Annotated in this window: 16 protein-coding genes; 7 read left to right on the forward strand and 9 right to left on the reverse strand. The window is 61.3% G+C overall.

The window, feature by feature from the left end; genetic code table 11:
- Positions 1–2: 2 nt before the first annotated feature.
- The 3 genes from CAF53_RS27045 to CAF53_RS08845 all read right to left on the reverse strand — a co-directional run bounded on the left by CAF53_RS27045 (position 3) and on the right by CAF53_RS08845 (position 2,851).
- A complete protein-coding gene (locus CAF53_RS27045) occupies positions 3–419 on the reverse strand; it encodes a hypothetical protein (protein ID WP_157801239.1) in 417 nt (138 codons plus the stop codon).
- Positions 420–498: 79 nt separating this feature from the next.
- The gene (locus CAF53_RS08840; protein WP_100237882.1) at positions 499–1,728 is read right to left on the reverse strand and encodes a site-specific integrase; all 1,230 of its coding nucleotides are present in this window, start codon (positions 1,726–1,728) and stop codon (positions 499–501) included.
- Positions 1,729–2,194: 466 nt separating this feature from the next.
- The gene (locus tag CAF53_RS08845) at positions 2,195–2,851 is read right to left on the reverse strand and encodes an NAD(P)H-dependent oxidoreductase (RefSeq protein WP_100237883.1); all 657 of its coding nucleotides are present in this window, start codon (positions 2,849–2,851) and stop codon (positions 2,195–2,197) included.
- Between the two features lie 106 nt (positions 2,852–2,957).
- Here CAF53_RS08845 and CAF53_RS08850 point away from each other — a divergent pair, with 106 nt between their 5' ends.
- The 5 genes from CAF53_RS08850 (at position 2,958) to CAF53_RS08870 (ending at position 6,879) form a co-directional block, all read left to right on the forward strand.
- Positions 2,958–3,659, forward strand: a complete 702-nt coding sequence (locus CAF53_RS08850) for a VIT family protein (protein WP_100237884.1) — start codon at positions 2,958–2,960, stop codon at positions 3,657–3,659.
- A gap of 73 nt (positions 3,660–3,732) precedes the next feature.
- Positions 3,733–4,281 (forward strand): cytochrome b, encoded by a 549-nt coding sequence (locus CAF53_RS08855; RefSeq protein ID WP_100237885.1) that lies wholly within the window; start codon positions 3,733–3,735, stop codon positions 4,279–4,281.
- Between the two features lie 74 nt (positions 4,282–4,355).
- Entirely contained in the window at positions 4,356–4,934 is a 579-nt protein-coding gene (locus CAF53_RS08860; protein ID WP_100237886.1) for a hypothetical protein, read from the forward strand.
- Entirely contained in the window at positions 4,931–5,650 is a 720-nt protein-coding gene (locus tag CAF53_RS08865) for a cytochrome c3 family protein (protein WP_100238750.1), read from the forward strand. The genes CAF53_RS08860 and CAF53_RS08865 overlap by 4 nt, the downstream gene beginning before the upstream one ends.
- Positions 5,651–5,772: 122 nt before the next feature.
- Positions 5,773–6,879, forward strand: a complete 1,107-nt coding sequence (locus tag CAF53_RS08870; RefSeq protein WP_197707384.1) for a cytochrome-c peroxidase — start codon at positions 5,773–5,775, stop codon at positions 6,877–6,879.
- A gap of 104 nt (positions 6,880–6,983) precedes the next feature.
- Here CAF53_RS08870 and CAF53_RS08875 read toward each other — a convergent pair whose 3' ends face one another.
- Genes CAF53_RS08875 through CAF53_RS08885 form a run of 3 tightly spaced genes read right to left on the reverse strand, consistent with a single transcriptional unit; the run spans position 6,984 to position 9,057 of the window.
- Positions 6,984–7,361, reverse strand: coding sequence for a hypothetical protein (locus CAF53_RS08875; RefSeq protein WP_100237888.1), 378 nt, complete (start codon positions 7,359–7,361; stop codon positions 6,984–6,986).
- Positions 7,358–8,677 carry a recombinase family protein gene (locus tag CAF53_RS08880; RefSeq protein WP_100237889.1) on the reverse strand — a complete coding sequence of 440 codons (1,320 nt, stop codon included), beginning with the start codon at positions 8,675–8,677 and terminating at the stop codon, positions 7,358–7,360. The genes CAF53_RS08875 and CAF53_RS08880 overlap by 4 nt, the downstream gene beginning before the upstream one ends.
- Positions 8,674–9,057: a DUF2924 domain-containing protein gene (locus CAF53_RS08885; protein WP_242443409.1), complete on the reverse strand. Its 384-nt coding sequence runs from the start codon at positions 9,055–9,057 to the stop codon at positions 8,674–8,676. Before CAF53_RS08885 ends, CAF53_RS08880 begins: the two co-directional genes overlap by 4 nt.
- 30 nt (positions 9,058–9,087) lie before the next feature.
- On the opposite strand from CAF53_RS08885, the gene istA reads away from it, so the two are divergent.
- Entirely contained in the window at positions 9,088–10,611 is a 1,524-nt protein-coding gene (gene istA / locus CAF53_RS08890) for an IS21 family transposase (RefSeq protein WP_100236964.1), read from the forward strand.
- Entirely contained in the window at positions 10,601–11,383 is a 783-nt protein-coding gene (gene istB, locus CAF53_RS08895) for an IS21-like element helper ATPase IstB (RefSeq protein ID WP_100236963.1), read from the forward strand. The genes istA and istB overlap by 11 nt, the downstream gene beginning before the upstream one ends.
- 77 nt (positions 11,384–11,460) lie before the next feature.
- Here istB and CAF53_RS08900 read toward each other — a convergent pair whose 3' ends face one another.
- Genes CAF53_RS08900 through CAF53_RS08910 form a run of 3 tightly spaced genes read right to left on the reverse strand, consistent with a single transcriptional unit; the run spans position 11,461 to position 14,535 of the window.
- The gene (locus CAF53_RS08900; RefSeq protein ID WP_100237891.1) at positions 11,461–12,126 is read right to left on the reverse strand and encodes a plasmid partitioning protein RepB C-terminal domain-containing protein; all 666 of its coding nucleotides are present in this window, start codon (positions 12,124–12,126) and stop codon (positions 11,461–11,463) included.
- Positions 12,119–13,018, reverse strand: coding sequence for a plasmid partitioning protein RepB C-terminal domain-containing protein (locus tag CAF53_RS08905; RefSeq protein ID WP_100237892.1), 900 nt, complete (start codon positions 13,016–13,018; stop codon positions 12,119–12,121). Before CAF53_RS08905 ends, CAF53_RS08900 begins: the two co-directional genes overlap by 8 nt.
- Positions 13,018–14,535: a recombinase family protein gene (locus tag CAF53_RS08910; RefSeq protein ID WP_347337864.1), complete on the reverse strand. Its 1,518-nt coding sequence runs from the start codon at positions 14,533–14,535 to the stop codon at positions 13,018–13,020. The genes CAF53_RS08905 and CAF53_RS08910 overlap by 1 nt, the downstream gene beginning before the upstream one ends.
- Positions 14,536–14,711: the final 176 nt, after the last annotated feature.

Genomic DNA, 14,711 nt, shown 5'->3' on the forward strand with positions numbered 1-14,711 from the left:
CCTCACTGCACCTTCCCTTCGGTCGCGGCTTCGACAGCGATGCGGCCAAGGTCCGTCATGATGCTGGTCCACCAGGAAAGCGGCCATTCGAATCCTTCCCAGCGCTCACGACAATATTGGATCTTTGCAATGACATCGTGCAAACTAGGTGCGGGCGTCAGTATCCACTGTCCCTCCACCGCATAGCGGGCGGCTGCAAGAGCCTCCATTTTGGCTTCGACATGATCTGGTATATTGGGGCCACCATCCTTGGATGCGCGAAGCGCAGGCATCCATACGGCCTTATCGTAAGCTTCTTCCGCAGCGCGGGCGGCTTGAAAGCGAGATGCAGCACCAGCCCAATTAGTTTCTGAATCATCTAGAGAGGCGGGGGAACATGGCATCGAGCTCGGTTTGGGGATATTGAAGTTGCAGGTCATCGATCGCCTCCACAGTAGGCGGTTGCTGATTAGGTCGACCGTGGAGTGGCACCTCCACGGCCGGCCGCTTCCTCGCCGCTTAGGCGGCAGAGCTTGTGCGACCGGCGGGGAGCGAAACGACGTTCGCAGCCCTCCCGGCCAGATAATTCTCCCATGCCAGCATCATTTCCCGGCGCTTTTCGAGAAGCTTGCCGCGACGATAGGCGGCTTCAACGCGGTTGCTGATGGTGTGGGCTAGCGCCATTTCCGCGACCTCGCTGGGGAAATTGGTGCATTCTGAAATCCAGTCCCGAAACGTCGACCGCCAGCCGTGCACCGTGGCGTCGTCGCGCACGGCGCGCATGTGCTTCGCCATCGTCATGTCAGACATGGCCGAAATCCCGCGGCCGGGGAAAACCATCTCGTCGGGCTTGTTCGTTTTCCGCAATTTGGCGGCGGCACCAAGAATTTCGACCGCGCGCGGCGTGAGGGGGACGATGTGTGGCTTCCCTGCCTTCATGCGCGCGCCGGGGATTGTCCAAAGCGCCTTTTCCAAGTCGACCTCTGCCCATGTCGCGCCCCGTGTCTCACCGGAGCGGGCTGCCGTTAGAATCGTGAACTCCAGTGCCAGCCGACCGGCGCTTTCCGCCTTCGCGCGTAGATCCTTCATCACTGCGGCGGCCTCATCATAGGGAACGGCTGCATGGTGTTGCTTGCCTCCCTTCTGCAAAGGCAGAGACTTCCCGGCCACGATGGAACGCATGGGCGCTTCGGTCGGGCGCCAGCCGTGCACATGGGCAAAATCCAGCACCGCCCCGATGCGTTGCCGAACGCGCCGCGCTGTCTCAGGCTTTTTCAGCCATATCGGGGTCAGGACCGCGATTATCATGGGGGCGTCGATCGCGGCGACAGGCTCTTTGCCGATCTTCGGGAAGGCGTATTCCTTGAGGGTATTTATCCACTGGTCTTTGTGCTTCGGATTGCGCCAAGCGGGCGAGAGGGCTTCATGCGCCTGCTCGGCTACCCATTTGAAGGTCCGGGCACCCTCGGCTTCTAGCGCGGCTTTGGCGCGATCCTCTTCGCGCTGGACGAAAACCGGATTGCGGCCCTCCTTCGCCCATGCGCGCCATGTCGCGGCTCTCGTGCGGGCTTCAGCAAGGGATAGGTCCGATAGAGAACCCATGCCGAAGTCGCTTCGCTTGCCCTCGACCATGACGCGCAAAACCCAAGCCTTGGAGCCGCTGTCCCGCACATGCAGATACAGACCGTCGCCATCAGCGTGCCGGCCCGGCTTGGCATTCGTGACTGAGATATTGGTGAGCTTGCCCATGTCCCGTCCCTCATTTCGTCCCACAATAATTCTGCTCGTGGGCGCTCGTCAACGGAAAGATACGGAAAAACTCATTCCAAAATGACGGAAAACCGTGGGTAAATGTTGGGATGCGGAAAGAGGCGCAAATTAGTTTGGCGGACTCCCTCTCCGCCAACATCTCAATGCGAATCAATGAGATGGGCCTCAAGGGGCCAGAAAATCCCCAGCTTCCGCGCCGTTTTGCCGATGGCACCTAAACCCCAGAGACTGGCGATGCGGCCAAATCTGGTCTCTGATCGGCATTCGTCTCTTTTCACCTAAACCTTGGCGCGGAAGGTATAGGCCTCGGAAATGACGCATTTCTGGGCTTTTCTGCCTTGCCGTCATCTATACCGTTTCCGTGCAAACCCGGCAGCGGATGCGGTGTGAGAATCCAGGGTATATGCGTTAATCACTGTGATAACCGGTTCCATTGGTTGCCTGTTCAAGGGGCGTTCCGCTGTGAAGGATCGCGGCTGAAGGTGGGCGCTGCGGCTGGTATGCCCTCAACGGCCCGCTGCGCCCGGGCGGCTGCAGCCCACCAATCCAACTGGGCAAGTGTGCGTCCAAAATAGCCCTGCCAGGCCTCAGCATCGATGCCCTCGGCAAAATCGCCAGTTTCGGTCAGGATATCCTGTGCTTGCGGCAGGTGGATCATTGCCGAAACCGGCAGACAACCCAGCTCCGACAGGAAGGTGCGCATGTTCACCGCTGCACGGGCGCCGCCCCACTGTCCGGCAGAATAGGTCACGATGGCGCTGGGCTTGTAGGAAAAGAGCGAGCTGCCAAAGTGGTTCAGCAGATGCGCCAATGCCGGGCTCATGGAGTGGTTGTACTCGGGGCTGACCATCACAAAGCCATCCGCCGCTTCGATCTTCGCGGCCAAAGCGTCCAGAGCCTCCGGAACTGCGCTTTTCGCATAGGCGAAGTGGGGTTTGAACGCGGCCGGAAGCTCGATCGACAATGGATCGATTAATTCAACGGCATGACCCATTTCCTGCAGATGCTTCTCGCATTGCCAGGCAACTCGCAGGCCAAGCCTGGCTGGGCGCGGAGGCGTGCTGTCACGAACTGACCCGAGGAACACCAGAAATTTCTGCACGGATAGTAGTCCCCTTGATTTAATGTCTCGGTGATCAGCCTGTGAATCGTCGCTGACAGACCATCGGCGCGGGCCTATTGTTACACTATTATCAGGAGAAACGTCGGTGTCCCGTCTTCACCTACATCCGGAAAGCCATCTGGTCGCCCGCATTGGCTGGCTTCGTGCGGCCGTTCTCGGGGCCAATGACGGCATCGTCTCGACCGCCAGCCTCATCGTCGGCGTGGCTGCGGCATCGGCCGCTACTTCTGAAGTGCTTGTTGCCGGGGTCGCCGGCCTTGTCGCTGGCGCCATGTCGATGGCGGCTGGGGAATATGTCTCGGTCAGTTCGCAGTCCGATACGGAACAGGCGGACCTCGCGCGTGAGCGGGCGGAGCTTGCCAGCCAGCCGGAATTCGAACGAGAGGAACTGACGCGCATCTACATGGATCGCGGCGTCGATTCAGATCTTGCCCGTCAGGTTGCTGACCAGTTGATGGCAAAAGATGCGCTCACTGCCCATGCGCGCGATGAACTCGGGATTTCGGAAGTCACTGCGGCAAGGCCGATACAGGCGGCCCTGACTTCGGCCGCGACCTTCGCCGTCGGTGCTGCGCTGCCTCTCTCCATGGTCGTGCTTCTGCCGGACTCCCTGCTGGTCGCCGGTGTTTCGATCGCCTCGCTGATTTTCCTGGCTCTGCTGGGAGCGATTGGCGCGCGGGCGGGCGGCGCGAACATAGTTCGGGCGACTGTCCGTGTGACGTTCTGGGGGGCGCTCGCCATGGCGCTGACTGCGGGCATCGGATCGATATTCGGGACGGTCGTATGATCAGTAGCCTTGACGAAGGACAATGCCTTTCCTCCCCCTGTATCTAGAGTGAAAGCCAAATGTGAGGCTCGCAATGAATTCAACCGACATCCGCCAGCGTTTTACCTCCCTGTCGATCGCTCTTCACTGGGCCATGGTTCTGCTGATTTCCGCCGTGTATGCGACGATCCTTCTGCGGGAGAACTACCCCAAGGGAACCGACATCCGCGAAGGTCTTAAGACGTGGCATTTCATGCTGGGGCTGACTGTCCTCGCCTTGGTTGTCATCCGCCTGATAGTGCGCCTCAGCAGTCGTAGGCCGCCTATCTCGCCGGAACCGCCAGCCTGGCAGTCGCTGCTCGCCAGCGCGACGCATTTTTCGCTCTACGCATTCATGTTGGCGATGCCTGTCGCCGGCTGGGTGATTCTTAGCGCCTCAGGCAAGACGATCCCCTTCTTTGGCTTGGAGCTTCCCGCTCTGGTCGGCCAGAGTAAGTCGCTGGCGGAGCAGGTAAAGGAGTTGCACGAGACGGTCGGGACGATCGGATACTTCCTGATTGGCCTCCATGCTCTGGCGGCGCTCTTCCATCATTATGTCGTCAAGGACGATACCTTGCGACGGATGCTGCCGGGCCGGCGCTGATGGCCACCAGCAAATCACGAGTGTGAGAAAGGCCAGAGGCAGAATGACAAAGCTTCACGTCAGGTCCTTGTAAAATGAGAATTCGCCTGATTTTTAGGGAAATTCTGCCTTTTTACTTCAGGCTGGTGGCGCTTGCGGCTGTCACCCTGTTCATCGACCTCATTCTCCATCTCACGGACCTGGTCTGGATTGGCCGCTACCTGGGGATCCCCGGCGTGATCCTGATCCTGCTCTCGTTCGGCCATTCCCTGCGCAAGCGCGGCATGATCAAGAGCGATAACCCGATCCGCCTGCTGCGATTGCACGAATGGCTGGCCTGGATCGGCTCCACGCTTGTCCTCGTCCATGCCGGCATTCACTTCAATGCCGTCCTCGCCTGGCTCGCTGTCGCCGCGATGGCCGTGAACATCACCAGTGGCCTGACCGGCAAGTATCTCATGTCGCGCTCCCAGCGCTGGATGAAGCAGGCCAAGGCCGATCTACGAGAGGCAGGTCTCGCTGACGCTGAAATCGAGCAGCGATTGTTTTGGGACAGCCTAGCCGCCGGCCTCGTGCGCAAATGGCGGACCATTCACCTGCCGATCGCGCTCGCCTTCGCCGTGCTTGCAACCGCCCACATCCTCTCAACCTTCCTGTTCTGGGGGTGGAAGTGAAACGCTCCGTCTGGATCGGGATTTCGCTGGTGCTGGCGGTAATCATCTACCTCAGCTTCACCCGGCCACATGAAATGGTCAGCCCCGGCAACCTGATCCCGGCGCATGCGGCACTGGAGAGCAATTGCTTTGCTTGCCATGCGCCGTTTCAGGGGGCGTCAGCCGATCGCTGCACCAGTTGCCATGTCGTGGCTGATATTGGCCTGCGCACTACCAAGGGAGTGGCAATTCCCCAATCGCAAAGGCACCCGGCATTTCATCAGGCGCTCACCGAGCCCAACTGCATGGCCTGCCACAGCGATCACCCGCGGCCGAAATTGACGAAGGCCAGTGCGGTGAAATTCGACCATGCCCTGCTCAAAGCGAATGCGCGCAGCAGTTGCCAGTCGTGTCACACGGCTCCGCAAGATGACCTGCATCGCGGCCAGACGGCATGTGCGACATGCCACCAACCAGCGCACTGGAAACCGGCAACATTCGACCACAGTCGCTATTTTCTGCTCGATCGCGATCACAATACCGCCTGCACGACCTGCCACTTGGCCGGCAATTACAAGCAGTACACCTGCTACGGATGCCATGAGCATCAGCAGGACAGGATAATCGCCAAGCACCGCGAGGAAGGTATTCGCAACATCGACAATTGCGTTCGCTGCCATCGCAGCGGTGACGCCGAAGGTGGCGAAGGACAGGAGCGCGAAGGCGGCGACGATTAATTACATCTCGTCAAAAAATCTCGGCTCCTGCGTCGCATCAGCGCAGAAAGTATTCTTGCCTGGCTGCACGGTGGGTTACATTCGCATTCGCGAGACTCGCAGATTGCGTCAAGGAGCCAGCAATGCGTAAAATGGCCATGCTCACTGCTACAGCTATTCTGGCTTTGGCCCTCAGCGGCTGCAACAAGCAGTCTGGTGAAAGCGGTGCGCCAGCTTCAGGGGGGGCTATTGAAGAGCCATCGATGGCTGCCGCGGCTGACAAGCTGATGGAAGACGCGCGCGCCGTCTTCCAGCCGATCCCGCTTAACCCGCCCAAGCTTGATGGCAATGAAGCAACGCCTGAAAAGCTCGCGTTGGGCCGAATGCTCTATTTTGATCCGCGCCTGTCTGCCAGCCATGCGATCAGCTGTGCCTCATGCCATTCAATCGGACTGGGCGGAGCGGACAATGAATCGACCTCGATTGGGCACCGCTGGCAGCACGGCGGTCGGAATTCCCCGACGGTGTTCAATGCCGCTTATAATGTAGCGCAATTCTGGGATGGCCGAGCCAAAGACCTGTTCGAGCAGGCTGGTGGCCCGATGGTCAATCCGGTGGAAATGGCATCCCCACAGGAACATATCGTCGAGCAGCTCAAGAGCCTGCCTGCCTACAACGCCTATTTCGCTAGAGCATTTCCCGGTAGTGGCGACCCGCTGACCCGGGAAAACGTGCAGAAGGCGATCGCCGTCTTCGAAGCGACGCTGATCACGCCCAACGCACCGTTCGACAAATATCTGCGCGGTGACAACAATGCTCTCAATGGTCAGCAGAAGGCCGGCCTGCAGCTGTTCATGGATAAGGGCTGCGCCTCATGCCACAGCGGCGTGAACATGGGTGGCGGGATGTATGCCAAGTTCGGCGTCCAGTCTGCTCCTGGCGACAAGCTGCTACCACCCGGTGACTTGGGCCGTTTCACCGTCACCAAGGATGAGGCCGATCGCTATTCCTTCAAGGTGCCAACGCTGCGCAACATCGCGCTGACTGCGCCTTATTTCCACACTGGTTCGGTGTGGGACCTCAACGAGGCGATTGCCATCATGGGTAAGACGCAACTGGGCGTCGACCTAAAGCCGGACGAGACTTCGAAGATCGGGGCTTTCCTTGGCAGCCTGACCGGCGACACGCCACAGGTGACGATCCCGGCGCTCCCCGCGAGCGACGGTAAGACAACGCGACCGCAAAATTGACACGCGGCAGTTCGCGAGGGGAGAAGACCAATTAGCTGCGGGTCTAACAATTTGCATTAGCGGGCTTTTATGGCTGGGTTTGGGCGCAAAAGGGACCATGCTTGCTACCCAAACACGACTGCCACCTGCTTCACCCAAGGCATCTCCGCAGCCTGCGCCAACTCCTTCACTGATACCGTCGGCGGAACGCGCGCGATCACTAGCTTCTCCAGCACGGCGGGCGCCAGATAGGCCAGCTTCAGCATCCGACCGGCATAGGCGGGCGTTACATCCTCGGCTTTGGCAATGTCGGCCAGCGTCGCCGCTTCCCCGCTCTCCAGCTTCCGCCGCCAACTCCATGCCTTGGCGATCGCCTTCAGCACATGCGGATCGACCCCGCCGGTGTCGGGCGCCACGTCCGCAGGCGGCACGATCTTCGGCCGTCCGTTGCGTTTGCGGATGGTGAGCGGGATGAACACCCGCATGGTGGTCGGCACGCTCATGCTGCCAGCTCCTGTTTCGGGGTGACCAACTCGCGGATGACCGATCCAAGGCCTTCGGTGCGCAGGTCGACCGCAATGCCCTCTGCGCTGACCGTGACCCGCTCGATCAGCAGCCGCGCGATGCGGGCCTGCTCGGCCGGGAACAGTGATTCCCACAGCCCGTCAAAGCCCGCCAGCGCGGTGACCACATCGTTCTCGGTCATGTCGGGATCAGTCCTGCGCGCAGCCTCCATCGCCCGCGCCGCGATTTCCGGCGTGCGCAGCAGCGACCGGATGTGCTGGACGACAGCGCCCTCGACCATGCCGGCATTGAGCCGGACGAAGCTGTCACGGCCCTCGCAGGCGCGGTTCCGGATCGCGTCCATCGAGGTGTAGTACCGGTAATGGCGGCTGCCCTTTTTCGTGACGGTCGGCGTCATGGCGATGCCGCGATCGGTGAAGATGAGCCCCTTGAGCAGTGCCGGGGTCTGGGTGCGGGTGTTGGCCGCTCGCTGGCGCGGACTTTCCTGCAGAATGGTATGCACCTGATCCCACAGTTCAGGCTTGATGATGGCCTGATGCTCGCCGGGATAGCTGGTGCCCTTGTGCACCGCCTCGCCCAGATAGAGCCGGTTGCGCAGGAGCTTGTACAGGAACCCCTTGTCGATCGGCTTGCCGCGCTTGTTGAGGGTGCCGTTCGCTACCAACTCCCGGGTCAGCAGGGTTGCCGACCCCAATTCGATAAATCGCTGGAACATGTGGCGCACCGTGGCGGCTTCGGCCTCGTTGATGACCAGCTTCCGGTCGACCACATCGTAGCCCATCGGCACGAATCCGCCCATCCACATGCCCTTGGCGCGGGAAGCGGCAAACTTGTCGCGGATCCGCTCGCCAGTGACCTCACGCTCGAACTGGGCGAACGACAGCAGGATATTCAACGTCAACCGGCCCATCGAGGTGGTGGTGTTGAACGCCTGCGTTACCGACACGAAGGTGACGTTGTTGCGGTCGAAGGCCTCGACCAGCTTGGCGAAGTCCATCAGGGAGCGTGACAGGCGGTCAATCTTGTAGACGACGATCACATCAACCAGACCGGCCTCGATATCCTCGAGCAGGGCCTTCAGCCCCGGCCGGTCGAGCGTGCCGCCTGAATACCCGCCATCGTCATAACGTTCGCGCATGCAGACCCAGCCCTCGGCGCGCTGACTGGCGACAAAGGCTTCGCAGGACTCGCGCTGGGCGTCGAGGCTGTTGAACTCCATGTCCAACCCTTCCTCGCTGGATTTGCGGGTGTAGATGGCGCAGCGCTGGCGGCGCCGTGGCGCGGTGTCGGTCATCGGGCGTCTGCCTTTGCTTCCCGCAGGCCGAAGAAGCGGTAGCCGTTCCACTGGGTGCCAGTGATCGTGCGTGCGACCGCCGATAGGGATTTGTATTTTCGGCCCTGCCAGTCGAACCCGTCTCTGAGCACAGTGATGACGTGCTCGGCGCCGTCCCATTCGCGCACGAGACGGGTGCCGACCACCGGGTTGCGCGGATCCGCGATTACGGTCTTGCGTACTTTCCTGCCCTCGACCTCATCGGCAAGCGCATCAAGCAACCGGGTGACCGGCTTTGTCAGGCCGCCGAACGTCAGTTTGTTGATTACCGTTGAGAAGTGACCCGGGAAGGGCCGATATTTCCACTGAGAAGTGACCCATGTTGAACTCACCCCTGGCATTGACGAGCGAGGGGTCATGGAGTGTTGGACATGGCGTTATTGAGCGTTATCCGGCGCTGGCATTTCCGCGATCATCTTTCGATCCGCGAGATTGCGCGGCGTACCGGGCTGTCACGTAATACGATCCGTAAATATCTACGTTCGGACACGATCGAGCCGCGGTTCAAGGTGCCCGATCGGCCGAGCAAACTGGACCCGTTCGCGGAGCGGCTGTCAGCCTGGCTGAGACGGGAGATGGGTCGGACCCGCAAGCAGAAGCGGACGATGAAGCAGCTGCATGCTGATCTGGTCAGCCTGGGCTATGACGGCTCCTACAATCGGGTGGCGGCCTTTGCCCGGGACTGGCGCGATGATTATCGTCGTGAGCAACAGATGAGCGGGCGCGGGACATTCGTGCCGCTGTCCTTCGCACCGGGGGAAGCATTCCAGTTCGATTGGAGCGAGGACTGGGCGATCATCGGCGGCGTGCGCACCAAGCTGCAGGTGGCGCACTTCAAGCTCAGCTACAGCCGGGCCTTCCTCGTGCGGGCCTATTTGCTCCAGACCCACGAGATGCTGTTCGATGCCCATAATCACGCATTCCGCGTGCTGGGCGGCGTTCCGCGCCGTGGGATTTACGACAATATGCGCACCGCCATCGACAAGGTCGGGCGCGGCAAGGAGCGCAACGTCAACAACCGCTTCCTCACCATGGTCAGTCACTATCTGTTCGAGGCCGAGTTCTGTAATCCGGCAGCGGGCTGGGAAAAGGGCCAGGTCGAGAAGAATGTCCAGGATGCCCGTCATCGGCTATGGCAACCCACGCCGCAGGCGGAAAGCCTGGATGCCCTGAACCTGTGGCTGGAGGAGCGCTGCAAGGCGCTGTGGCAGGATATCCCGCACGGGATCGAACCGGGTTCGGTCGCCGATGCCTGGGGCGATGAAGTGGAAAGCCTGATGCCGGTGGGCAGACCGTTCGATGGCTTTGTCGAATATGGCAAACGGGTCTCGCCAACCTGCCTGATCCACCTGGAACGCAACCGTTACAGCGTTCCGGCGTCCTTCGCCAATCGGCCCGTCAGCCTTCGGGTTTATCCCGATCGCTTCCTGGTCGTCGCAGAGGGACAGGTCATATGCGAGCATCAGCGCATCATCGACCGATCCCATGATGGTCCCGGCCACACCGTCTATGACTGGCGTCATTATCTCGCCGTCGTTCAACGCAAGCCCGGCGCCCTGCGCAACGGCGCGCCGTTCCTCGAACTGCCCGATGCCTTCCAGCGGTTGCAACGGCATCTGCTGCGCAACCCCGGCGGCGACAGGGAGATGGTCGAGATCCTGGCGCTGGTCCTCCATCATGACGAGCAGGCGGTGCTGACCGCCGTCGCCATGGCGCTGGATGCAGGCGTTCCGACCAAGACGCACATCCTCAACCTGCTGCACCGGCTGCTTGATGGAAAGCCGCTCTCGACGCCGCCGGTGACGGCGCCACAGGCGTTGAGGCTGGTCAGTGAGCCGATGGCCAATGTCGAACGCTACGATGCCCTGCGCCGGGAGAACCGTCATGCGTCATGATCCCGCCACCGGCGCCCTCGTCGTGATGCTGCGCGGCCTGAAAATGCCCGGCATGGCCCAGGCTGTGACCGACCTCATGCAGCAGGGATCGCCCGCCTTCGAGGCGGCGGTGCCGATCCTCTCCCAGTTGCTGAAAGCCGAAACAGCCGAACGCGAGGTGCGGTCTGTGGCCTATCAGCTCAAGGTCGCGCGGTTCCCCGCCTATCGCGACCTCGCCGGCTTCGACTTTGCCAGCAGCGAGGTGAATGAGGCGCTGGTGCGCCAGTTGCACCGCTGCGACTTCATCGACGTTGCCGACAATATCGTGCTGGTCGGCGGACCGGGCACCGGCAAAACCCATGTCGCCACGGCGCTGGGTGTTCAGGCTATCGAGCATCATCGAAAGCGCGTCCGCTTCTTCTCCACGGTCGAGCTGGTCAATGCCCTGGAACAGGAAAAGGCCCAGGGGCGCGCCGGGCAGATCGCCAACCGGCTCGTCCACTCCGACCTCGTCGTCCTCGACGAGCTAGGCTATCTGCCGTTCAGCGCATCAGGCGGCGCACTGCTCTTCCACCTGCTGAGCAAATTATACGAACGCACCAGCGTCATCATCACCACCAACCTGAGCTTCAGCGAATGGGCCACCGTGTTCGGTGACGCCAAGATGACCACCGCGCTCCTCGATCGGCTCACCCATCACTGCCATATCCTGGAAACCGGCAACGACAGCTTCCGGTTCAAAAACAGCTCGGCCCACCAGGCCAAACCCAGAAAGGAGAAACCTGCACCTTGACCCATCAATGACATCCGAAACATAATATCAGGCGGGTCACTTCTCGGTGGAAATCCCGGGTCACTTCTCAACGGTAATCAACATAGCTGATCATCTGGCGTTGCTGCCAGGAGGGCCTTGGCAAACATCAGAGAAAAATTGTTTTGCCCAGCCATGAGGTCGGCGGCCTCAATCTGGCGCATCGTCGACATGCGACGCAGCACCTCGAACACGTTCATCGGGCAGGTGGTGTCTTTGAGAATGTCCACCGCTTCCGGGCAGATCCCGTCCAGCAGACGAAACTTGCGGTGCACAGAACCGACCTCCAGCCCCAAGGCCTCGGCGATGACGGCCGGAGCCACTCCTCGCTCTACGGCCCTCGCAATCATGCGATGCTCCTGCACAGGCGGCAGGCGGTTGACCCGCTTGTTGTAGGTGTAGGTCTCGTCGTCCGTTGCAACCAGGCAATCGACGGTCTCGGTCCCGAGCTGTTTCAGTGCCTCGATGCGCAGATGGCCATCGAGCAGGAAATACTGCCCAAGATGTTGGGTGTCGGCGATGACGACCGGCGCCTCGACCAGTCCGATCGCCTCGATAGAACTGACAATCTGGGCGTATTTCTTGCTCTCGCGCACGCCCTCGCGAAGCGATTTCAGAGGGACGAGAGCCGATATCGCAATCGTGATGGTCTGGCGCTCGAAGGCCAGATGAACGTGCGGATCGCCTCCCGGCTCGATTGCGTGTTCGGGTTGCCAGTCAGCCATCCAGGCCTCCGGCGATCTTGATCGCGAGGGCACGCGGCATGGTTTCCAACCCCTCGGCCCGCAGCAGGGTGACGAACCCTTCGTCGCCAAGGAGGTCCTTGATCGCCTCGACAACGAACAGCAGGCGTGTCTGGGTAAAGTCGGATTTCTTGACGAGGAGGCGCTGCTTTTCGGCTTCGCGTTGATAGACCTGCAGCAGGTCGTTTGCTGTGATGCGACGATTTCCTGCGCGCGGCCCCATGCGGCTGGAGCCGATGCCCTTACTTCGGCTGCGAAGGCGATGATCGAGCAGGCGGCGGACGGAGGCGAGCTTCTTTCCCTTCAGCTTACCGGTCTCGTAAGCCTCCAGCAGCAGGTTCTGGGCTTCCTCGGTTTCGGCGCGAGCGACCTCGATCGCCATGGTGACGGGGATCAGGCCGGTTTCGACCGCGGCCAACAGCCGTTCCTCGCCGCGTTCGAGCAACGACACCACCATGCTGACCCACGAGTTATGGACACCGATCTTCCGGGCGATGTCCGCCTCACTGTACCCGCGCTTCCGGAGCTCACCTATCTCGCGCATGACGTCGATGGGGCGCTGCACCCGGCGGGCGATGTTCTCGACCAGGCTCATGACCAGGCATTCGTCCTCGGCCGCCTCGATGACGACGGCCGGGATCTCCGTCTGCCCGAGCATCTGAAAGGCCTCGAGGCGACCTTGCCCGCATACCAGGTCGTACCGGGGGCCGCCGGGCCCCTGGCGCCGGCTTACGGTAATGGGGCGCTTGAGGCCGATCGCCTCGATGTTGTTCACGATCTCCCGGTGCTGTCGCTTGTTGCGCGAACGCGGGTTGAGCACGGTGATCCGGGATATCGGGATCATTTCGATCTGCTGGGGGCGTGATTCCGTCATCAGGCGGCCTCCCCGATGCGCACTGGGGCGGCGATGTCATAGAGGTAGTCGAGGGTATCGAAGCGGTAGGCGTCGAGACTGAGGCCATTGTCTTCGGCCAATCGCACCCGGTCGGACGCGACATCAAGGCGGGGGAACAGGTAGAAATCGAGCGGTGCCCGGTTGTCAGTGTCCATGCGCACGACGATGGTGATGTCGGGCATGACCGAGGTATCGAACCGCAGCTTCCAGCGCAGCAGCCCAGTCGACGTGGTCTGGCACCTGGCGATGACGACCGACAGGCTGAATTCGCCGTTGACGATCACCCGGTCGGTCTCGAGATCCTGCCAAGCTTCGCTGCCCTGTTCGCGCAAACCGTCGAGCACGTGCCGCAGGACATCGGGATGTAGCTTGCGCAGGTCCCGGTTGATCGCAACGTAGCGGTAGTCCCTGTCCGGGGTGAACCCGACCAGGCTGTAGGCGCGCAGGAGGCTGCCGAACCGGGAACTGTACGCGCTGCTCGACGGCAGGCCATCGCATTCGTCTATGATGATGCCGGACAACAGGCCCTTGCTAGCGTAGAGACCCCGAAGCGCTTCCAACATTTCCTCGTCGGACAGGCGGAACGAGCGCGCCGTGATGATTGAATGGGCCGCCTCAAACAGGTCCCGTTCGACGATCCCCTCGAATGCGCCCTGTGACCTGATCCACATGTCCGGGGCGTTGCGAACCCGCTTCTTCTTCAGCTTGAACGAGCGGCGGTTCCAGACATTGTCGCCGACATACTTCTCGTTGATCAGGAGCTGGTGGACGGTGCCGCGCGTCCATGGGCGTTCAAGGTCGGTGAGAATGCCGCGGGCGTTGAGTGCCTCGGCGATCTCGCGCTCGGTCTGCCCATCATGGACGAAGGCTCGGTAGACCTCCTGCACGACGGCAATTTCCTCGTCCGGCCCGGGTGTCAGGATCACGCGGTCGGTCTGCAGGCTCTTTTGCTCACCGCGGCCGAGCACCGCCTTGGTCGCGCCGTGTTCATCGATCAGCGTCCTGCGCAGGCCGAAGCCAGCGGGGCCGCCCTGGCGGTAGCCTTTCTCGATGAGCCGCCCCTGGCCGGCAAAAACCTTGACCGAGAGCTCTCGGCTGTATTCGCCAGCCATGGCCCGCTTGAAGCCCTTGAACATGGTGCTCATCGGTGAGCCGTCATTCTCGAACTGTTCGGCGCAATAGGCGATCTGGATCCCGGCACGGCGGCAGATGTATTCGTAATAGGCGCTTTCGTCGGCGTCCTGGAAGCGGCCCCACCGGCTGACGTCATAGACCAGGATCATCTCGAAATCGGCAGCGCCGGATTCGACGTCGGCAATCAGGCGCTGCAGCGAAGCACGTCCGTCGATCGACAGGCCGCTTTTGCCGTCGTCAGCATAGGTGCTGACGATCTCAATGCCCCGCGAGGATGCATAATGGCGGATCGCATCGGCCTGGTTCTCGGTCGAGTATTTCTGGTGATCGGTGGACATGCGGACGTATTCGGCGGCCCGCACGACGCGGGCTGTCGGGTCATGGTGGGGTTGGTCCTTTTCGTTCTGCCAATCCTTCAAGCGTCGCCCTTTCCGGTTCAGCCGCTGCAGCAGTCCAGGGCATCCACCAACTGCAGCCCGAAGAGCACCTCTGCCTACCGTTCCGCTCGCACGTGAATGTAGCGGCGGAAGGAGCGGAG

It is taken from the genome of Sphingobium sp. LB126 (assembly GCF_002795205.1).
Classification (GTDB): Bacteria; Pseudomonadota; Alphaproteobacteria; order Sphingomonadales; family Sphingomonadaceae; genus Sphingobium; species Sphingobium chungbukense.

Excerpts from the sequence above, each read along its gene's own strand:
- CAF53_RS08870 (WP_197707384.1), top strand. The coding sequence starts at position 5,773 with ATGCGTAAAATGGCCATGCTCACTGCTACAGCTATTCTGGCTTTGGCC.
- istA (WP_100236964.1), top strand. The coding sequence starts at position 9,088 with ATGGCGTTATTGAGCGTTATCCGGCGCTGGCATTTCCGCGATCATCTT.
- CAF53_RS08875 (WP_100237888.1), bottom strand. The coding sequence starts at position 7,361 with ATGAGCGTGCCGACCACCATGCGGGTGTTCATCCCGCTCACCATCCGC.
- CAF53_RS08880 (WP_100237889.1), bottom strand. The coding sequence starts at position 8,677 with ATGACCGACACCGCGCCACGGCGCCGCCAGCGCTGCGCCATCTACACC.
- CAF53_RS08885 (WP_242443409.1), bottom strand. The coding sequence starts at position 9,057 with ATGCCAGGGGTGAGTTCAACATGGGTCACTTCTCAGTGGAAATATCGG.
- CAF53_RS27045 (WP_157801239.1), bottom strand. The coding sequence starts at position 419 with ATGACCTGCAACTTCAATATCCCCAAACCGAGCTCGATGCCATGTTCC.
- CAF53_RS08840 (WP_100237882.1), bottom strand. The coding sequence starts at position 1,728 with ATGGGCAAGCTCACCAATATCTCAGTCACGAATGCCAAGCCGGGCCGG.
- CAF53_RS08900 (WP_100237891.1), bottom strand. The coding sequence starts at position 12,126 with ATGGCTGACTGGCAACCCGAACACGCAATCGAGCCGGGAGGCGATCCG.
- CAF53_RS08905 (WP_100237892.1), bottom strand. The coding sequence starts at position 13,018 with ATGACGGAATCACGCCCCCAGCAGATCGAAATGATCCCGATATCCCGG.
- CAF53_RS08860 (WP_100237886.1), top strand. The coding sequence starts at position 4,356 with ATGAGAATTCGCCTGATTTTTAGGGAAATTCTGCCTTTTTACTTCAGG.
- istB (WP_100236963.1), top strand. The coding sequence starts at position 10,601 with ATGCGTCATGATCCCGCCACCGGCGCCCTCGTCGTGATGCTGCGCGGC.
- CAF53_RS08855 (WP_100237885.1), top strand. The coding sequence starts at position 3,733 with ATGAATTCAACCGACATCCGCCAGCGTTTTACCTCCCTGTCGATCGCT.